Raw genomic sequence first — 18,017 nt, 5'->3', positions numbered from 1 at the left:
GGAGCGATCACATGATACTCAAGACCAAGCTGCTGGGGCATGTCTATGAATTCAAGTCAGTGAAGGACGCCCTGGCCAAAGCCAATGAAGAGAAGTCGGGAGACCGACTGGCGGGTATTGCCGCTGAGAACGCCGAGGAGCGGGTGGCGGCCAAGGTGGTGGTGGCCAACCTGACCCTGGCCGACCTGCGCAACCACCCCGCCGTCCCCTATGAGGAGGACGAGGTCACCCGCATCATTCAGGACGACGTGAACGAGAAGATCTACGACCAGATCAAGAACTGGACGGTGGCCGAGCTGCGGGAGTGGTTATTGGTGGAAAACCACGACGGCGACGCCATCCGGTGGGTGAGCCGTGGCCTGACGGCGGAGATGATCGCCGCCGTGGCCAAGCTGATGAGCAACATGGATCTCATTTACGCCGCCAAGAAGATCAAGGTCACCGCCCACTGCAACACCACCATCGGCCTGCCGGGCACTCTGTCCTGCCGGCTCCAGCCCAACCACCCCACCGACGACCCCGACGGCATCCTGGCCTCTCTGCTGGAGGGCCTGACCTACGGGGCGGGGGACGCGGTGCTGGGCCTCAACCCGGTGGACGATTCGGTGGAAAGTGTGCGCCGGGTGCTGGATCGGTTCCACGAGGTGCGCAACCGCTGGAACATTCCCACCCAGATCTGCGTGCTGGCCCACGTCACCACCCAGATGGAGGCGGTGCGCAAGGGGGCTCCCTGCGACCTGATCTTCCAGTCCATCGCCGGGTCCCAGAAGGGCAACGAGGCCTTCGGCCTGGACGGCAAACTCATTGAGGAGGCCCGGCAGCTGGCCCTGAAGGAGGGTACCGCCGTGGGGCCCAACGTAATGTACTTCGAGACCGGCCAGGGCTCCGAGCTGTCCTCCGAGGCCCACTTCGGTGCCGACCAGGTGGTAATGGAGGCCCGGTGCTACGGCTTTGCCAAGCGGTTCCAGCCCTACCTGGTAAACACGGTGGTGGGCTTCATTGGGCCGGAATATCTGTATAATTCCAAGCAAGTAATACGGGCTGGATTGGAAGATCACTTCATGGGCAAGCTGACCGGTATCCCTATGGGGTGCGACGCCTGCTACACCAACCACATGAAGGCCGACCAGAACGACATCGAGGATCTGGCGGTGCTGCTCACCGCCGCCGGGTGCAACTACTTTATGGGCATCCCCCACGGGGACGACGTGATGCTCAACTACCAGACCACCGGCTTCCACGAGACCGCCGCCCTGAGGGAGATGTTTGGCCTGACTGCTATTCCCCCCTTCCAGCGGTGGCTGGAGGACATGGGCTTTGTGGAAAACGGCAAGCTGACCCCCCTGGCGGGTGACGCGTCGGTGCTGCTGGGGTAAGGAGGTTTTGAATTTGGATGAAAAAGAACTGCGCTCCATGGTGGAGCGGATGGTGCTGGAGCTGGCGGGGAAGCCTGCCGCTGTGACCGCGACCCGGCCCGCCTCCCGGCAGGAGGACGTGAGCGGGGGCTGCCTGGAGGATATCACCCAGATCGACCTGCGGCGGCAGTACCTGGTGGACAACCCCCGCAGCGGCCAGGCCTTTCAGGATTTGAAGTTAAAAACCCCGGCCCGGCTGGGGCTGGGACGGGCGGGGGCCCGATACAGGACCATCTCCATGCTGCGGATGCGGGCCGACCACGCCGCCGCTCAGGACTCGGTGTTCTCCCATGTACCCGACGAATTTGCGGTACAGAACGGCTTTGTGCCCGTCCAGACCCTGTGCCAGACCAAGGACGAGTATTTGACCCGGCCCGACCGTGGCCGCCGGTTTGACGAGGAGAATCAGGCCGTCATCAAAAAGACCTTTGGGCAGAACCCGAAAATTGCCCTGGTGGTGGGGGATGGACTCAGCTCCGCCGCCATCGAGGCCAACGCCGTGGACTGCCTCCAGGCGGTGCGGGCGGGCCTGAAGGCCTACGGCCTGGAGGGCGGCCCGGTACTCTACGTGAAGTATTGCCGGGTGGGAGCCTCCGACCACATTGGTGATCTGACGGGCGCGGAGGTGGTCTGTATGCTGGTGGGGGAGCGGCCCGGCCTGGTGACCGCCGAGTCCATGTCCGCCTACCTGACCTACAAGCCCCACATCGGCATCCCCGAGTCCAAGCGGACGGTGATCTCCAACATCCACAAGGGGGGCACCACCGCCGTAGAGGCGGGGGCCCATATTGCAGAGCTGATTAAGACCATGCTGGAAAGGAAGGCGAGTGGAATTGACCTGCGTTGAGGATACCAGCGGCAACGGGGCCCCGCACGGCGGGGCGCGCGTCAGCGCGTACAAGCGTTTTGCCGCCAGGCAAAACCTTGATGCCGGGCGAATTCACTTCGCCCGAGCAGATGAAAATACACTTGGAGTCCCCGCGGGGCCTGCCCCGTGGGGAAAGTTTGAGGGGGTGAGGACATGACAGGCGATCTGATCCCGGCCAAGGTGCTGGCCACCCGCACCATTGCCAACGTCAGCGAGACTTTGGCCAAAAAGCTGGGCCTGCCCAAACAGTACCGCTCTATCGGCCTCATCACCGCCGACAGCGACGACATGACCTACTGCGCCCTGGACGAGGCCACCAAGGCGGCGGCGGTGGAGGTGGTGTACGGCAAGTCCCTCTATGCCGGTGCGGCCAACGCCTCCACCGCCCTGGCCGGCGAGGTCATCGGCATCCTGGCCGGGCCCAACCCGGCGGAGGTTCAGTCCGGCCTGCGGGCCTGCGTGGACTTTATGAACAGCGGGGCGGGGTTTCGCTCCGCCAATCAGGATGACTCCATCATCTACTTTGCCCACACCGTCTCCCGCACCGGCACCTACCTGTCCAAGGTGGCGGGGGTACGGGAGGGGGAGGCCCTGGCCTACCTGATCGCTCCGCCCCTGGAGGCCATGGTGGGTCTGGACGAGGCCATGAAGGCCTCCGACGTGGAGCTGGTGACCCTCTTTGAGCCCCCCAGCGAGACCAACTTCGGCGGCGGCCTTCTCACCGGTACCCAGAGTGCCTGCGACGCGGCGGCGGCGGCCTTTGCCGAGGCGGTGAAGGCGGTAGCCGCCCATCCTAAGGAGGTGTGACCCTATGGAATTTGATAAAGATCTGCGCTCCATCCAGGAGGTCCGGGACCTGCTGGCCCAGGCACAAAAGGCCCAGAGAGCCCTGGCCGTCATGACCCAGGAACAGCTGGACGCCATCACGGCAGCCATCTCCCGGGCCGGTGCCCAGCACGCCCGGCGGCTGGCCGACATGGCGGTGGAGGAGACCGGCTTCGGCCGGAAGGAGGACAAGGAGATCAAGAACCGCTTTGCGGCGGAGACCTTGTACCAGGCCATCCGGGACCAAAAGACCCACGGCATCCTGGCCGAGGACAGGGAGCATCGGACGGTGGACATCGGCGTGCCGGTGGGTGTGGTGGCCGGGCTGGTACCCTCCACCAACCCCACCTCCACGGTGATCTACAAAGCCATGATCTGCATGAAGGCGGGCAACCCCATCGTGTTCTCCCCCCATCCCGGCGCGGCCAACTGCATTCAGGAGACGGTGAATGTGATCCGCCGGGCGGCGGAGGAGGCGGGGGCACCGACGGGAGCCATCTCCTGCATCACCACCCCCACCATCGAGGCCACCAACGCCCTCATGCGCCACGACACCACCCGGCTCATCCTGGCCACCGGCGGCGCGGCCATGGTGAAGGCGGCCTACTCCTCCGGCACCCCCGCCATCGGCGTGGGTGCCGGCAACGGCCCGGCCTATATCCACCACACCGCCAACGTGGAGCAGGCGGTAAAGCGCATCCTGGACTCCAAGACCTTTGACAACGGCACCATCTGCGCCAGCGAGCAGAGCGTCATCATGACCCGGCGAATGGAACCGGCGGTCAAGGCCGCCCTCCGTGCCCAGGGGGCCTACCTGCTGGACGAGGAGGAGACAAAGCAGCTCTCCCGCTTCATTCTCCGACCCAACGGCACCATGAACCCGGCCATCGTGGGCAAGAGCGTGTCCACAGTGGCCCAGCTGGCGGGCCTGAACCGGGTGCCCCCCTCCGCCCGGGTGCTGGTGGCCAAAGAGACCGGGGTGGGCAAGGGCCACCCCTACTCCAGCGAGAAGCTGGGCCTCATCCTGGGCTGCTTTGTGGAGGAGGACGAGGAGGCGGTGCTGAACCGCTGCATCGAGATCCTGGAGTGGGAGGGCGCGGGTCACACCTTCTCCATCCACACCGAGGACGAGCAGGTAGCCAAGCGGTTTGCTGCCGCCGTTCCCGCCAGCCGTGTGCTGGTGAATACCCCCTCCGCCCTGGGCGGCATCGGGGCCACCACCTGCCTGTTCCCCGCCCTCACCCTGGGCTGCGGCGCGGTGGGCGGGTCGTCCAGCTCCAACAACATCGGGCCCCTGGATCTCATCAACATCAAGCGGGTGGCCTGGGGTGTGAAGGAACTGGAGGAGCTGCGGGGGAGCAGCCCGGCCCTTTCCTCCTGCACCGTGGACGAGACCCTGCTCAACCGCCTGGTGGAGCAGATCATGGGGAGGCTGAGGTAAGATGAGCGAAGTCAACGCCGACGGCGTGCTGCTGGACCCCCATGAGGCCATCTTGCAGGAGGCCCAGAACCTGACCAATGCCCTGCTGGCCGAAAAACCCCAGGGGCTGGAGGAGGACATGGAACACGATGTCCGCTCCGCCAACGGGGAGGAGGCCGGCCAGGCGGGGGGAGCCCCCCACATGCCGGTGGAGGCGGCCCTGGCCGCGCCGGGGCATAAGGGGGCGGGCAGCGGCAGCTACGCCGCCCAGCATCCCCCGGAGACCCAAAAGAAGAAGGCCCAGCCGGGCCGGGGCAGAAGAAGCAAACCGGCGCCCGCCCAACCGGCGGAGCCTATGAAACAGACAACTGACAGGAGGAAACAGAACATGGCAAATACGAACGCGCTGGGTATGGTGGAAACCAAGGGACTGGTGGGGGCCATTGAGGCCGCCGACGCGATGGTGAAGGCCGCCAACGTGCAGCTGGTGGGCAAGGAGCAGGTGGGCGGCGGTCTGGTAACCGTCATGGTCCGGGGCGACGTGGGAGCCGTCAACGCCGCCACCGACGCCGGCGCCGCCGCCGCCGAGAAGGTGGGCGAGCTGATCTCCGTCCACGTCATCCCCCGTCCCCATGCCGAGGTGGACCACATTCTGCCCCACGGCGGCGAGGGCATGAGCGAATAAATGGAGCTGCTCACCCGTGAGGACGTGCGGCGCATGTCGGACAACGGCACCCGGGGGCCGGTGGTGGTCAACCGCGACCAGAAGCTGACCCCCGGCGCCCGGGACTGGCTGGCCGCCCACAAGATTCAGGCGGTATTCCCTCAGGGGCGGGAGGATGCCGGCGCACCCGCCCCTGGTAAATACCGTACCCTCTTCGGCGCCACTTTGAACGAAAAGCCGGAGCATATGACCCACCTGAAGGGCAACATCCTGGTGCGTAAGGACCACCCCCGCATCGCCTTCCGGGGCATGATCGACGCCCTGGAGGGGGAGATCATGCTGGCCCAGCAGGCGTCCCAGGCCTATCCGCTTCTGGTAAAGGAACTGGAGGAGGCTCTGGCCCTGGTGCGGCGGCTCATCCGGTGCGATGTGCTGGACGAGCCGGTGGGGGAGCTGCACCTGTGCGGCTACGACGCCGGGCAGCTGCGGGAGTATTCCCACTACCCGGATAAGCACCTGGGCCAGCCCCACTTCCTGCCCGCCTACACCGACGGGCCCGCCCTGCTGGCGGTGAACAAGGTGCGCACTCTGGTGCGGCAGACCGAACTGTCGGCCTACGCCGCCTTCAAGGATGTGGAGGGCAATGTGACCCGGGGGGACATCATCCTGGCCCTGAACCGGCTGTCCTCCCTCATGTGGATCATGATGATCAAGTTAAAGGCGGGACAATATGAACACGCTTAATACCATCAATATTGAGGCCCTGGCGGCACAGATCGTAAACCGCCTGACGGTGGAGGTGGAGGCCAGCGGCCGCCACGTCCACCTGTCCCGGGCCGATCTGGAGACTCTGTTCGGCCCCGGCTTCCAGCTTGCCCGGGTGAAGGACCTGTCCCAGCCGGGGCAGTTTGCCGCCGCCCAGCGGGTGACTCTGGAGGGGCCGAAAGGGTCCATCCCCAACGTGGTGGTGCTGGGCCCCGAGCGGAAGGAGAGCCAGGTGGAGATCTCCCTCACCGACGGCGTGGTGCTGGGCATTACGCCCCCGGTGCGGCTGTCGGGGGACATTGAGGGCACCCCCGGCATCACCCTGCGCAATGGAGACCGGGTGCTGCGGCTGAACCGGGGGGTTATTGCCGCCAAGCGGCACATCCACATGACCCCGGCGGACGCCGCCCGCTTCGGGGTGGAAAACGGGCAGGAGGTGCGGCTCAAGTGCCTCACCCAGCGCCCCCTCACCTTTGAAGGGGTGGAGGTGCGGGTATCCCCCCAGTTTGCTGCTGCAGCCCACATTGACTATGACGAAGCAAATGCCTGCGGCTTCAAAAAGGGTGACCGGGCGTTGATCCTGCCAGGAGGATAGAGCCATGTCTGATGTTGGCCGAGGAGTTACCGCGCCTTTTGGCGCGTCACGAGCGTTTTGCCAGTGGCAAAACCTCGGCGCAGGGCGAATTCACTTCGCCCGAGCAGATAAAAAGTCCGGGGCCCCCGCAAAAGGCTATGCCTTTTGTGGGGAGACAGAGGCCAATGCCTGCGGGTTCAAAAAAGGCGACCGGGGACTGATTTTGCCGTGAGGCTGGAGTGGCGGGGGCGCACCCTGGTGATTACCTGGCTGCCGGTAGGGGCTATGGGACGGCTGGCCGCCCTGGCCCCGGCCAGTCCGGGGGAGACCGAGGTGCTGGCCGCCCTGCTGGCGGGGGCGCGGGTGTGTCTGGAGCGGAAGGCGCTGGAGTACCGGCTCTACCGCCGCACCGCCCCGCCGTCAATCTATCGCCGCTGCCTGGCCCTGGAGCGGCAGCTGAGGGAGATGGGGATCTGTGTTGCTGGGACAGGTGGCCGGTAAGGTATGGGCCACAAAAAAAGCCCCCAACCTCACCGGCCAGACCTTTCTGACGGTGGAGGTGGGGGACAGACTGATGGTGTGTGCCGACTGCGTGGGGGCGGGTGAGGGCGAGCGGGTCCTCATTGCCACCGGCGGGGCGGCCCGCATTGCCGCCGGTGCGGACGTACCGGTGGACGCCGCCGTCATTGGGATCATTGATCCATAAGGGGGCGGCCCCCGCGCCGCTCCGTTTTACAAAAGGGAGGGACAGTTTATGTCCATCAACGAGATCATCGTCTATCTGATGGTACTCTTTATGGCCCTGGGCGCCATCGACCGGATCATCGGCAACCGGTTCGGCCTGGGGGAGAAGTTTGAGGAGGGTATCCTGGCTATGGGCTCCCTGGCCCTGGCTATGGTGGGTATCATCTGCCTGGCCCCGGTGCTGGCCAACCTGCTGCGGCCGGTGGTGGTGCCTTTCTATCAGGCCCTGGGGGCCGACCCGGCCATGTTTGCCGGCACCATCCTGGCCAACGACATGGGAGGCGCCCCTCTGGCCCAGGAGCTGGCCCTGACCGAGGAGGCGGGCCAGTTCGGCGGCCTCATCGTGGGCGCCATGCTGGGGCCCACCATCGTCTTTACCATCCCGGTGGGCCTGGGTATCATTAAAGCCGAGGACCGACCCGCCCTGGCCACCGGCGTGCTGGCCGGCGTCATCACCATTCCCATCGGCAGCTTTGTGGGCGGCCTGGTGGCCGGGTTCCCGGTGGGGATGGTGGCCCGCAATCTGCTGCCCATCATCCTGTTCGCGGTACTCATCGCCCTGGGGCTGGCCTTTGTGCCTAACGGCATGGTGAAGGGCTTCCAGGTCTTTGGCCGCATCATTGTCATCATCATCACCATCGGCCTGGCCGCCGCCATCATTGAGGCCCTGACCCCCCTCACCGTCATCCCCGGCCTCAACTCCATTGACGAGGGCATCAGCATCGTGGGCGATATCGCCATCGTGCTGGCGGGGGCCTTCCCCCTGGTGTACGTCATTACCAAGGTGTTCCGCAAGCCCCTGATGAAGCTGGGCAGCCTTCTGGGCATGAACGACGTGGCGGCGGCGGGGATGGTGGCCACTCTGGCCAACAACATCCCCATGTTCCAGATGCTCCACGACATGGACCGCCGGGGCAAGATTATCAACGTGGCCTTCGCCGTGTCGGCGGCCTTCGTGTTCGGCGACCATCTGGGCTTTACCGCCGGCTTTGATTCCACCATGATCTTCCCCATGATCGTGGGCAAGCTGGTGGGCGGCGTCACCGCCGTGGCGGTGGCTATGTTCCTGACCCGAAAGGAGGAGCGGCATGGAGCGTAACCGGCTGGAAGAGATCATCCGCCAGGTGCTGCTGGAGCATCTGGGGGGCGGGGTGCAGGCGGTGAAAGTGCCTGCCATCACCGTTACAGAGGCCCACCGGATGATCACCGGCAACCCCGGTGACCAGGTATACACCTGTGACCTGTTCACCCTGGAGCAGTCCCCCAGGCTGGGGGTGGGTATCATGGAGATGACCGATACCACCTTCCCCTGGACCCTTAACTACGACGAGATGGACTATGTGGTGGAGGGGCGGCTGGACATCCTGTGCAACGGGCAGAAGGTGTCCGCCGGGCCGGGGGAGCTGATCCACATTCCCAAGGGCAGCGAGATCCAGTTCTCGGTCACCGGCCACGCCCGGTTTCTCTATTTCGTCTATCCCGCCGACTGGCAGAACCAGCAGTAGGGCATATCCTGGGACAAACCCGCATATAGATTCCACAGCTACCCAAAACAGGCAGGAGTGTGGATGGATATGCAGACAGGATGGAATGAAAACCGGGCGCTGCTCCGGGGTACCGCCGCGGCGGACCCGGTGTGGTCCCATGAGACTCACGGCGTGGTATACGAGACCTTTCCCCTCACCGTCCTCCGGCTGTCCGGGTCGGAGGACACCATCAACGTCATTGTCCCCAAAGGGATGCTGGAGGATTGCCCGGTAAAAGCGGGCATGCCGGTGGAGGTGGAGGGGGAGGTGCGCTCCTTCAACAACAAAAGCGGCACCGGCAGCAAGCTGGTTATCACCCTGCATGCCAAGAGCATCAAGCCGGGGGAGGGGCCCAACGAGAACCGGCTCACCCTGGCCGGGGTACTGTGCAAGCCGCCGGTGTTCCGACGCACCCCTCTGGGCCGGGAGATCTGCGATCTGATGCTGGCGGTGAACCGGAAGTACGGCCGGGCGGACTATCTGCCCTGCATCTCCTGGGGCGCCCTGGCCCGCTGCTGCGGCGAGCTGGAGGTAGGGGACGGGGTGCGGCTGGAGGGCCGCCTCCAAAGCCGGGCCTACACCAAGCTGGAGAATGGCGAAAGCCGTCAGCGCACCGCCTTTGAGGTGTCGGTCATGCGCCTGGAGGGGGTGGAAGTCTGACGAAAAACGGCTTGCATCCCAGCGGCCTCTATCGTATACTCATTTTGGAAACCCATTTGATGAGGAGGCGATGGTATGCAGTATGAGATCAAGGGAGAGCCCATGCCGGTAGTGATTTGTCAGGTGGCCGCCGGCGAGTCCATGATCACCGAGCGGGGGTCTATGGTTTGGATGTCCCCCAATATGGAGATGTCTACCGGCGCGGGGGGCATTGGCAAGGCCTTTGGCCGGATGTTTTCCGGTGACTCCATCTTCCAGAATACATATACGGCGGTAGGCGGCCCGGGCATGATTGCCTTTGGCTCCAGCCTGCCCGGCACCATTCGGGCCATCCCTATCGACCCGGCCCATCCGATCATCGTGCAGAAGCGGGGCTTTCTGGCGTCGGAGCAGGGAGTGGAGCTGTCCATCCACTTCCAGAAAAAGATGAAAACCGGCTTTTTCGGCGGTGAGGGCTTTATCATGCAGAAGCTGTCCGGTTACGGCATGGCCTTTGTGGAACTGGACGGCTCGGTGGTGGAATACGAGCTGAAGCCGGGGCAGAGCATTGTGGTGGATACCGGCAACCTGGCCATGATGGACGCCACCTGTTCCATTGATGTACAGATGATCAAGGGCGTGAAAAACGTCCTCTTCGGCGGGGAGGGCCTGTTCAATACGGTGATCACCGGCCCCGGCAAGGTGACCCTCCAGACCATGCCGGTCACCGGCCTTGCCGATGCGCTGCTCCCCTTCCTGCCCAAAGGCAGCAACTGAACAACAGCGGTAAGATACAGCAGGGGTCTCCGGGCGCTCAGCGCCCGGAGACCCCTGCTTGTTATCCTGTACCGGATCACAAGAGCCCCTTGGAAAAAGCCAGTATGGTTTTGGCATCCACAGCCAGGTTAAGGTTCTGGCCGTCGTCAAATCCGCCGGTGATGATGCCGATCAGGTTGCCGTACAAATCCAGCAGCGCCCCGCCGCTGCTGCCGTGGGAAGTGGGGGCGGTAAACTGGATCATGGAGCGTTCTCCCACCATGCGGAACCCTGAGATGATCCCGTCGGAGACCGTGTTGAACAGGCCCAGGGGACTTCCGATAGCCACCACTTTCTGACCCCTGACCAGTGGGGAGGAATCCTTCCAGATGGGGATGGGCGCTCTGCGCTTGTTCATGCGCAGGATGGCAAGATCCAGATCCTGATTATACTTGATCAGCTCGTCGGTGTAGCAGACGTCCTGCTCCTCTTCCAGCAGGATGCCGAAATAGCGGCCGCCGGCCACCACATGGAAGTTGGTCAGGATGTAGCCCGACTGGTTGACAATGACGCCCGAGCCGGTTTTGAAGCACTGGTCGTTCTGGTCATATACCTGGAGCATGACCACGGAAAGGGCCAGTTTGGCAAGTTCGGTATATTCCAGCGGCTGCCCGTTGGCAGCGGGCGCGGGTGGGGCCTGCCGCGGAACGGGGGGAGCCTCCGCCGGCCGCCGGGGAATGGAGACGCCGGGGCGGGTTCTGATCTCCTCCGCCGGGCGGAGCTGCGGCTGCTGCTGTTCCGGTTCTTCCAGCAGCACGGACAGGCGGAGCAGGTCGGGGTCGGTGACGCACACGTCCTGGTCCCGTCCCACATACAGCACGTCGCAGCCCATCTGGTAGAGCAGGCAGAGAAACAGGTATTCCGGCAGCTTCACCGTCCCGCCGCACGCAAACTTGGGGAAGCAGCGGATGGCGCGGGTCTGGGTGAAGAGCTGGGGGAAATACAGGTCGATCCAGTACAGCAGCTTAATGGCGGCGTTTCTGATGATGGATTCCTCCGCCCGGCCCCGGCTCTGCCGGAACAGGTCCAGGGTGTGACGAAACTGGGCCTGAAACACGCCCTCCAGGATGTTGTTTTCAAAGTGGAAGGGCAGCTGACAGTCCCCCTGGTGATAGAGCGTCACATAGTTGGCCAGCTCCGTCTGATCCGGCTGCCTGGCCAGGGCGGGTACAAACACATAGCCGCTGCGCCGGGCCGAGGGGTCCTCCTGCCACAGACGGAGCTTCTCCATGATGGGACCGTAGTTTCCCCGGCTCAGATAGCGGATGAAGCAGGTCTCTTTCTGAAAGTTGGAGTATCTGCCGCTCAGCGCAAAAAATTCCTCGATCATATGGTCGGAGGACGGCCGGAGGACCGCCTGGAAATACTGCCTGTAGTCTGCCATAGGTTCCGCTCCTTTGCAGATAAGGTGTTCTCAATGGAGGGATAGGTTGCAAGTACCGGCGGGGAAGGGGATCAACCGGTCTGGTTCGGGCAGGGCTGTGGAGAGACGCGGCGCAGCGCCTCCTGCAACACGAAGTCGTAGAAGCGGCCCGGCGGCGCGCAGACCACTTGGGCGGAGGACTGCGCGCCCTCCAGCAGCGCCGCATCAGGCAGGATGGCTACGTCCGCCTGTTGCAGCATGGGTACGTCAATCACGCTGTCTCCGGCGCAGATGACCCGATCCGCCTGAAGGCGGCGGCGCAGCTTCTGGACGGCGGCGCCTTTGTTGACCGGCGGGGGGAACAGGTAGACCTTCCGCCCCGTGACCGATACCTGGAGGGGGGTGACGCCCTCCAGCGCGCCGCTCAGCGCAAGGGCGTCCTGGGGGTTATCGCAGGCGGCAAAGGCGAACATCCCGTCCACAATGCGGCAGCGTTTGCCCTGGGGCAGGGCGGACAGAGCCTCCAGGGCGGCCTGAAGGGCGTCCTGCCACGGGGCCACCGCCTGGGTAAACTCCTCCCGCCATGCCGGGTCGATCTTGCCGTCCGTCAGCAGCAGCGCGCCGTTGGCCGCCACCGCATACCGGGGGCGGCAGCGGTGTGGAAACTGGATGCGCAGATACTGCTCCACCGACCGGCTGGTGACCGGGACAAAAAGGGCGTGCCGCATGATCCGTTCCAGGTACGACGGCGCCTCCCCGGTCAAATAGCCCTGGGGCGCCCCGTTGAGAAACTCCACGCAGAGGTCGCCCTCCACAGCGTGTTTCCATGAGAAGAGCAGCGTGTTGTCCAGATCGCTGGCAAAAATGGTTCCTGGCATAGTCAGCTGTCGGCGATGGACTGTATGAGCCCGCAGGCCCGGTAGTTGACCAGCGGGTACTCCATCAGCGGTACGCCTTTCTCCTTTGCAAGTTGATAGATGTGGCCCAGATGGGCCTCGTCGTGCATGCTGTGGACCAGCACCTTCCAGGGCATCCTCCGCAGCAGCACCCGGGTGGCCTCCCCAATGCTGGGCTTGACCAGATTGCGGTCGGAGATGGAAAAGCGCCTGCAAATCTCGTCCACTTCCTCCAGAGCGGGCCTGGACGGGGCCGCATTCTCCGGCACGGGAGCCGGCTGGGCGGGGAAGTGAGCCTCCACCGCCTGGATAAAGGAGTAGGTCAGGTCTTTCTCCTTCAGGTGGGGGTAATAGGCCGCGCCGTGGAAGTCGTCGGGGCCGATGAGGTCGCTTCGGTAGAACGTTCTGCTCAACAGGCCGGAGACGGTGGAGTTGAGGCAGGAGCTGGCAATGAGAAAGTCGTCGTGGGTGCCGCACTTCCCCGCCAGGTGGGCCGGGTCGGACAGGACGGCCAGCCCGGCGTCCACGCCGGGGTAGTCTGCCATGGCTTTATTCAGCTCCGACTGAATGGCGCCCTTCCCGGTCCAGCCGTCCACGAACTGGAGCTGATCCGGCCGGTGGCGGGCCAGGATGTACGACATGGCGTTGCGGTCGATCCCTCTGCCCCGGATGATGGAGATGGTATAGTGCTTCACATCCTCGTGATAGGCCAGGGCGATGTACCGTTTGATCAGCACGCCGATGGAGGTGCCGGCCCGGGCCAGGGAGACCAGAACGGCGTCCCCGCCCTTCTCCTGCCAGATCTGACGGGCCACGGAGGCCACCGCCCGGGCGGTTATGGGGGCGTAGCGGCGCAGCGCGTCCTGGTAGGCCGCAAGATAGGCCGGGGAAGGTTCGTATTCCAGCGGCAGCATCTCGGAGTAGTGTACGCCGCTCTGGATTCGTTTCTCCCGCTCCCCGGTGGGAAGGGGTTCCACCAACCCGGTGATATCCTTCAGCAGGATTGTGACATCCTGGGGCTTATAGGTACCAAACATGTTGCCCTCCTTGGAGATAAAAGACCTTCCGCACCCCGTCGGGCGGGAACGCGCCCACCAGACTGCACAGCGCGTCGGTCCCCTCCGCCGGTGTATCGGAGATGACGATCAGCACGTCGCAGGGTTCCAGATCGTAGAGATAGGTAGTCCGCTCCCCGTCGTAGAAGCTGGGGAGGCGGCATCCGGAGCGGATGGGATAGCCGGGATCGGGGCAGACGCCGATGGGACTTCTTGTGGTGGCATGGCAGCGCACCTGATAGTCCCGCCCCATCTCCTCCAGCATGGCTCCCAGCACAAGGGCGGGGTACATGCACTCCTCCGTGCCCAGAGTAAGGATGCGGCTGCCGGCGGGAATGTGGGGGAGGGCCTGCTCCAAAAAGGCCCGGGCCATGACCAGACAGCTTTGCCGGTAGTCGGAAAAGGGCACGCCCAGCCTGGGGTCGCCCGGCGGCGGGCAGGACAGCGTCCGGCGCTGAAAGGACAGGGGGCGGGGGAGGGCCGGGTCCGCCTCCCGGATCTCGATGGGAGCCACCAGGGCGGCGTAATCCTCCTGGGGCAGTTTGACCAGATATTCGCTTTGGACCCCCGCCTGCCGCATCCGCGCCTCATGTTCCGGGGACACCCGGTTCAGGATGGAGGCCGCTACAATCTGTTTTTCCGCCAGGCAGGGATGGCGCTGCCTGAGCTGGGCCACCATGTTGAGCAGGGTGGCGCCGGTGGAGATCTCGTCGTCCACCAGAATCACACAGTGAGTTTTGGAAAGCTGCTCCGACAGGGCGTCGTCGCTCAGCTTCTGCTCCACGGCGTGGCTGTGTTCCTCCTGAAATTCGATCCAGTGGAGCGCGCCGGGGAAGGACTCCCGGGTGGTGTGCAGGTAGACGCAGTGAGGGCCCATATGCCCGGCTACCACCGCGCCGATGGCGGTGGCCGTCTCTGCAAAGCCGATCACCAGTCCGGCGTCCGGGTACTTCCGGGCCAGCCGCGCCCCCAGCGCGTCCATCATGGCAAGGGCGCGGGAGGGCTGAACGGGGATGTGCTTTGCCTGCAGCGGGTTGACCAGCAGATAGGTCCGCTTCCGGTTATGGAAGCGTTTGGCGATGCGCAGGGTGTTTTGGCTTGTGTACTCAGGCATAGATGGTTTCCTCGCTGTTATAGTATCAACGGGCCGGACGTTTCCTGCCGGCCAGCAGCCCGAAGCCCGTGCCGCAGACGCCGCCGACGATGTGCATGAAGTTGGCCACGCTGTCATTGACGAAAACAATAGAGTAGATTTCCTGGCCCAGGTAGAGGGCGCCTACCAGGAGCAGGGTGAGGGGGATCTTTCCACCCCGCATGCCGGAGACGGAGGCCAGCATAATGAGCATGAATACGATACCGCTGGCGCCCAGGAGGGCGGTATGGGGGAAGAGAATGAATTGCAGAATGCCGGAGACCAGGGCGGTAAACAGGATGCCGGCCAGTAGGGCGCGGCTTCCGTACTTTTCCTCCAGCGGCGGGCCCACCACCAAAAGCAGCAGCATGTTCCCCAGGAAGTGGTTGAAGTCGGCGTGGCCCAGCACATGCCCCAGGAAGCGGACGTAGGTCAGGGGGTTGGCCAGAGACGCCCGGTAAACGGAAAAGAGGGCGGTGGTGGTCCAGCCCTTTGTCAGGTAGCCCAGCAGCAGGGCCAGCAGGGACAGGAAGAAAAAGCTCAGGATTACCGGAGCATTGTATTGCAGTTTTTTCATGGACAGGGATCTCCCATCGGTTGGGAAGGGGCGCCCTTTGCGGGCGCCCCTTCCTGTGTTACTTTTTGGGGGTCAGGGCTTTGCGGAGCATGTCCACGGGGATCATAGTTGCCGCCAGGATTCCTACCACTACCCAGCCCAGAGGGGCGAAGGGCACGCAGCTGAACATATTGCCGATCCATGCGCACGCTTCCACCGGAACCAGCGCCGCGTTGACGATGAGGGCCTGTACCAGGATAATGGCGAAGAATACCTTCATAAAACCGGTGTTTTCGTTCAGACCCTTGAAGATACCGAACCCGTCGACCCGGACATTAAAGCCGTTGAACAGGGCGCTCCAGATGAACAGGACGAAGTAGGCCGACAGCTTCTGCTCATAGGTGGCGAAGAACTGGTCGAAGAAGGGGGCCTTCAGGAATACGAAGCTCAGCACGGTGAGCCACAGGCCCATAATGACGATCTGGACCATCATTGCCTTGCTGACAATGCTCTCGTCCCGCCTGCGGGGCTTTTCGGTCATATAGTGTTCCTGGGCCGGTTCGTTGCCCAGCATGATGGCGCCCAGGCCGTCCATTACCAGGTTGACGAAGAGCAGATGGGTCACTTTCAGCGGTTCCTCCACCCCGAAGAAGGGGGAGATGGCGCTGACGATGACGGCAGCCACGTTGATCACAAGCTGGAACTTGCAGAACTTCAGGATATTGTGATAGATGGTGCGGCCGTACCAGATGGCGTCCTTGATGGACTTGAAGTTGTCGTCCAGGATGACGATCTTGCCGGCCTCCTTGGCGGCCTCGGTGCCGCTGCCCATGGCAAAGCCCACGTCGGCGCGCTTGAGGGCGGGGGAGTCGTTCACGCCGTCGCCCGTCATGCCCACCACCAGGTTCATCTCCTGGCACAGGCGCACCATGCGGGACTTGTCGGTGGGCAGCGCCCGGGCGATGACCCGGATGCGGGGGATGATCTCCTTAACCTCGTCATCGCTCAATTCATTCAGCTGGCCGGAGGTGAGGGCGATATCGTCTTCCGTTTTCAGAAGGCCGGCGTCCTTGGCGATGGCCACGGCTGTGCCCAGCCGGTCGCCGGTGATCATGACCACCTGGATGCCGGCGTGCTGAACGGCGGAAATGGCCTCCCGTGCCTCAGGCCGCACGTCGTCCCGAATGCCCACAAAGCCGATGATGGTGGTATCGGGATTGATCTGGTTCTCCGTCATGTTCTGGTTGGAGTAGCCGAAGGCCAGCACCCGCATGGAGCGGTTGGCCAGCTCGTCGATCTTGGCGTTGATGGCGTCCAGAGAGATCTCCCGCTCCTCGCCGCTGATGCTCAGATAGGTTTTGGCTACGGCCAGCAGCCGCTCGGGCGCGCCCTTGTAGAAGGTCTTTTTCAGCTCGCCCAGGTAGGCCTGGCTGAATTTGTTTGCGGAGTTGAAGCCCTGGGACAGAGTTACGGTGCAGGAGGACTCCAGACTGTTGAAGAGTTCCGCGCCCAGGAATTTCATCAGAGCCTGGTCGGTGGCGTTGCCGCCGATCACGTTGCCCTGGGCGTCGAACATGGACTGGGTGTTCTTGCCGATGGCCAGATCCACCATGCTCTTGATCTTGCCGTGCTTGGGCAGATCGGAGATGGGGATGGTGATCCCGTCCGCCGTAAAGAACTCCACCACCTCCAGGTGTCCCTTGGTGATGGTGCCCGTCTTATCACTGAACAGGATGTTGAGGGACCCGGCGGTCTCGATGCCCTCCGCTTTGCGGACCAGCACGTTGTGGTCCAGCATCTTGCTGGTATTCTGCATCAGCACCAGGGAGATCATCAGGGGCAGCCCCTCGGGCACGGCGCACACAATGATCACCACCGCCAGGGAGACCGCCTCCACGATATCTTTGATGATCACGGTGGCGTCGGAGGCGAAATAAGGCCCAAATCCGCCTGCGGACAGGATATAGTAGCCGAAGTACATGGCGGCGATGACGATGGCGCCGATGTAGCCGAACTTGGAGATCATGTTTGCCAGGCGGGCCAGCTTGACCTTGAGGGGGGAGTCGGGCTCGTCGTCCTGCATCTCCTCCGCCATCTTGCCCATCATGGTGGACAGCCCCACTTTTTGAACGTCCAGAACGCCCTCACCGTCAAACAGTACGGCGCCCCGGAACAGGGAGTGCTTGTCCACAAAGGTGTCGCCGGTGATCTCGTCGGCCAGACGGAAGTGTTCGGGCGCCTCAAACTTGGGGCACTCCTCCGCCTCGCCGTTGAGGGCGGAGTTGTCCACCCGGATGCTGCCGTGGATCAGCACGCCGTCGGCGGGAATCTTGTCGCCGGACTGCAGCAGGACCTTGTCGCCCACCACCACGTCGTCGATGTCGATGACGGCCACAAGGCCGTTTCGGTAGACTTTGCACTGGTCCTTCTTGGTGCGGTCCTTCAGCTGACGGAATTTGGTGTCGCTGGCCACGCCGGTCTTGGCGGAGACAAAGGCCACGATGAGGACGGCGACGATGGTCCCGATGGGTTCATAGATGTCCGCATAGCCAAAGATGCACATGACGATCATGAGCGCGGCAATGGCCAGCAGGATACGGATCATGGGGTCGCCGAAGGTCTCCTTAAATTCTGCCCAGAATGTGGTGGGTTCTGAGTCCGGGATCTGGTTGCTGCCGTATTTCGCTCTGGATTCGGCAACTTCTTTGTCTGTAAGTCCGTTATAGTGCATGTCTCTTTCTCCTGTAGACACAGGATAA

19 protein-coding genes are annotated in these 18,017 nt (G+C 63.6%); 13 read left to right on the top strand and 6 right to left on the bottom strand.

Annotated elements, in window-relative coordinates; all coding sequences use genetic code 11:
• The first annotated feature begins 11 nt into the window (after nt 1-11).
• From Q0K43_RS01535 to Q0K43_RS01475, 13 genes are all read left to right on the top strand, one after another.
• On the top strand, nt 12-1,376 hold the full coding sequence (locus tag Q0K43_RS01535; RefSeq protein WP_297288802.1) for an ethanolamine ammonia-lyase subunit EutB: 1,365 nt from the start codon (nt 12-14) through the stop codon (nt 1,374-1,376).
• Nucleotides 1,377-1,389: 13 nt separating this feature from the next.
• On the top strand, nt 1,390-2,262 hold the full coding sequence (eutC, locus tag Q0K43_RS01530) for an ethanolamine ammonia-lyase subunit EutC (RefSeq protein ID WP_297288801.1): 873 nt from the start codon (nt 1,390-1,392) through the stop codon (nt 2,260-2,262).
• Between the two features lie 174 nt (nt 2,263-2,436).
• Nucleotides 2,437-3,090 carry an ethanolamine utilization microcompartment protein EutL gene (eutL, locus tag Q0K43_RS01525; protein WP_297288800.1) on the top strand — a complete coding sequence of 218 codons (654 nt, stop codon included), beginning with the start codon at nt 2,437-2,439 and terminating at the stop codon, nt 3,088-3,090.
• A gap of 4 nt (nt 3,091-3,094) precedes the next feature.
• Nucleotides 3,095-4,549: an acetaldehyde dehydrogenase (acetylating) gene (locus Q0K43_RS01520; RefSeq protein ID WP_297288799.1), complete on the top strand. Its 1,455-nt coding sequence runs from the start codon at nt 3,095-3,097 to the stop codon at nt 4,547-4,549.
• A 367-nt stretch (nt 4,550-4,916) separates the two neighbouring features.
• Nucleotides 4,917-5,213, top strand: a complete 297-nt coding sequence (locus Q0K43_RS01515) for a BMC domain-containing protein (protein ID WP_087188677.1) — start codon at nt 4,917-4,919, stop codon at nt 5,211-5,213.
• Nucleotides 5,214-5,936 carry an ATP-binding protein gene (locus tag Q0K43_RS01510; protein WP_297288798.1) on the top strand — a complete coding sequence of 241 codons (723 nt, stop codon included), beginning with the start codon at nt 5,214-5,216 and terminating at the stop codon, nt 5,934-5,936. It abuts the gene before it with no gap.
• Nucleotides 5,923-6,552 carry a phosphate propanoyltransferase gene (locus Q0K43_RS01505; protein WP_297288797.1) on the top strand — a complete coding sequence of 210 codons (630 nt, stop codon included), beginning with the start codon at nt 5,923-5,925 and terminating at the stop codon, nt 6,550-6,552. The genes Q0K43_RS01510 and Q0K43_RS01505 overlap by 14 nt, the downstream gene beginning before the upstream one ends.
• A gap of 207 nt (nt 6,553-6,759) precedes the next feature.
• Nucleotides 6,760-7,032: a hypothetical protein gene (locus Q0K43_RS01500; protein ID WP_297288796.1), complete on the top strand. Its 273-nt coding sequence runs from the start codon at nt 6,760-6,762 to the stop codon at nt 7,030-7,032.
• A complete protein-coding gene (locus Q0K43_RS01495; RefSeq protein WP_297288795.1) occupies nt 7,007-7,237 on the top strand; it encodes a EutN/CcmL family microcompartment protein in 231 nt (76 codons plus the stop codon). Before Q0K43_RS01500 ends, Q0K43_RS01495 begins: the two co-directional genes overlap by 26 nt.
• Before the next feature lie 48 nt (nt 7,238-7,285).
• Nucleotides 7,286-8,374: an ethanolamine utilization protein EutH gene (eutH, locus tag Q0K43_RS01490; protein ID WP_297288794.1), complete on the top strand. Its 1,089-nt coding sequence runs from the start codon at nt 7,286-7,288 to the stop codon at nt 8,372-8,374.
• The gene (locus Q0K43_RS01485) at nt 8,364-8,780 is read left to right on the top strand and encodes a cupin domain-containing protein (protein WP_297288793.1); all 417 of its coding nucleotides are present in this window, start codon (nt 8,364-8,366) and stop codon (nt 8,778-8,780) included. The genes eutH and Q0K43_RS01485 overlap by 11 nt, the downstream gene beginning before the upstream one ends.
• Before the next feature lie 69 nt (nt 8,781-8,849).
• The gene (locus Q0K43_RS01480) at nt 8,850-9,461 is read left to right on the top strand and encodes a single-stranded DNA-binding protein (RefSeq protein WP_297288792.1); all 612 of its coding nucleotides are present in this window, start codon (nt 8,850-8,852) and stop codon (nt 9,459-9,461) included.
• Nucleotides 9,462-9,536: 75 nt separating this feature from the next.
• Nucleotides 9,537-10,217 carry a TIGR00266 family protein gene (locus Q0K43_RS01475; protein WP_297288791.1) on the top strand — a complete coding sequence of 227 codons (681 nt, stop codon included), beginning with the start codon at nt 9,537-9,539 and terminating at the stop codon, nt 10,215-10,217.
• Between the two features lie 76 nt (nt 10,218-10,293).
• On the opposite strand, the gene Q0K43_RS01470 is transcribed toward Q0K43_RS01475, so the two are convergent.
• The 6 genes from Q0K43_RS01470 to Q0K43_RS01445 form a co-directional block, all read right to left on the bottom strand.
• Complete coding sequence (locus Q0K43_RS01470) at nt 10,294-11,640, bottom strand: serine protease (RefSeq protein WP_297288790.1); 1,347 nt, start codon at nt 11,638-11,640, stop codon at nt 10,294-10,296.
• Nucleotides 11,641-11,711: 71 nt separating this feature from the next.
• Nucleotides 11,712-12,497 (bottom strand): HAD-IIB family hydrolase, encoded by a 786-nt coding sequence (locus Q0K43_RS01465; RefSeq protein WP_297288789.1) that lies wholly within the window; start codon nt 12,495-12,497, stop codon nt 11,712-11,714.
• A gap of 2 nt (nt 12,498-12,499) precedes the next feature.
• Nucleotides 12,500-13,552 carry a cysteine protease StiP family protein gene (locus tag Q0K43_RS01460; protein WP_297288788.1) on the bottom strand — a complete coding sequence of 351 codons (1,053 nt, stop codon included), beginning with the start codon at nt 13,550-13,552 and terminating at the stop codon, nt 12,500-12,502.
• Nucleotides 13,536-14,684: a phosphoribosyltransferase domain-containing protein gene (locus Q0K43_RS01455; RefSeq protein ID WP_297288787.1), complete on the bottom strand. Its 1,149-nt coding sequence runs from the start codon at nt 14,682-14,684 to the stop codon at nt 13,536-13,538. The genes Q0K43_RS01460 and Q0K43_RS01455 overlap by 17 nt, the downstream gene beginning before the upstream one ends.
• Before the next feature lie 25 nt (nt 14,685-14,709).
• Complete coding sequence (locus Q0K43_RS01450) at nt 14,710-15,279, bottom strand: rhomboid family intramembrane serine protease (RefSeq protein ID WP_297288786.1); 570 nt, start codon at nt 15,277-15,279, stop codon at nt 14,710-14,712.
• 58 nt (nt 15,280-15,337) lie between these two features.
• The gene (locus tag Q0K43_RS01445; RefSeq protein ID WP_297288785.1) at nt 15,338-17,989 is read right to left on the bottom strand and encodes a calcium-translocating P-type ATPase, PMCA-type; all 2,652 of its coding nucleotides are present in this window, start codon (nt 17,987-17,989) and stop codon (nt 15,338-15,340) included.
• Nucleotides 17,990-18,017 lie beyond the last annotated feature (28 nt).

The organism is uncultured Flavonifractor sp., from assembly GCF_944383115.1.
Lineage (GTDB): Bacteria > Bacillota > Clostridia > Oscillospirales > Oscillospiraceae > Flavonifractor.
Note: the sequence above shows the minus strand (reverse complement) of the source record. Positions and strands in the feature narration are given on the sequence as shown.